This is a genomic window from Kerstersia similis, assembly GCF_965139615.1.
Classification (GTDB): Bacteria; Pseudomonadota; Gammaproteobacteria; order Burkholderiales; family Burkholderiaceae_B; genus Kerstersia; species Kerstersia similis.
In genome coordinates this window covers 1-903 of record NZ_CBCSIQ010000055.1, presented here as the reverse complement: position 1 = coordinate 903, position 903 = coordinate 1, and the positions used below count along the sequence as shown (strand labels likewise).

Genomic DNA, 903 nt, shown 5'->3' with positions numbered 1-903 from the left:
CGCCGTCTGATCGTTCAGTCATCCTCTACGTCAGCGTTGTGGCAGGCCCCCGGTCTTGGGCAGTGGAGCGTGCCGAGTCAGGGGGTGTCAGCGGGGAGGCAAGGACGCACATGTTTGAGCGAGACGCTTGCGGACAGTCCGGGGGACTGTCCGCCTCGCGAGTTGTGCGTCCGCCCCGCTGGCGCCGCCTGACTCGGGGAGTTCTGGCGCAGCCAGAACCACGCGATCTGCCCNAGACCGGGGGCCTGCCACAACGCGATTTAGCACCCACNGACGCCNAGCCAGCGCCCACCGCGNCCCTCTANCTCACATCCCGTTATAAACCGGCCCCTCGCCNCCCTGCGGCGCCACCCACACAATATTCTGCGTCGGATCCTTGATATCACAGGTCTTGCAATGCACACAATTCTGCGCATTGATACGCAAGGCATCGGCCCCCGCCTCATCCTTCACGAACTCATACACCCCCGCCGGACAATACCGNGCCTCCGGCCCNCCATAACGCGCCAGATTCACCGCCACCGGCACCGCCGCATCCTTCAGCCNCAGATGAACCGGCTCATCCTCATCGTGATTGGTATTGGAAATAAACACCGAACTCAAACGATCGAACGTCACCTTCCCATCCGGCTTCGGATACTCGATACGCTCGCACNCCGCTGCCGGCAGCAAACAGGCGTAATCCGGCTGCGTACGGTGCAAAGTCCAGGGCATCTTCCCCTTGAACAACCCCTGCTCCACAAACGTCATCACACTCGCCACCGGCAAACCCTTCTTGAACCACTGCTTGAAATTGCGCGCCCGGTTCAACTCCTCATACAGCCAGGACGCCTGGAACGCCTCGCCATAACTGGCCAAGGCATCCTGCCCGCGCCCCTCGGACAACGCGGCATGAATCGACTC

4 pseudogenes are annotated in these 903 nt (G+C 62.2%); all 4 read right to left on the bottom strand.

Annotation, left to right across the window (positions count from 1 at the left end):
• Positions 1-337 precede the first annotated feature (337 nt).
• Positions 338-483: pseudogene (locus ACNA1V_RS17410) on the bottom strand (4Fe-4S dicluster domain-containing protein); the annotation flags it as partial.
• Between the two features lie 13 nt (positions 484-496).
• A pseudogene (locus tag ACNA1V_RS17405) lies at positions 497-545 on the bottom strand (hypothetical protein); the annotation flags it as partial.
• Position 546: 1 nt separating this feature from the next.
• Positions 547-655, bottom strand: a pseudogene (locus tag ACNA1V_RS17400) (4Fe-4S dicluster domain-containing protein); the annotation flags it as partial.
• 1 nt (position 656) lies between these two features.
• Positions 657-903 (bottom strand): annotated as a pseudogene (locus ACNA1V_RS17395) (electron transfer flavoprotein-ubiquinone oxidoreductase); the annotation flags it as partial.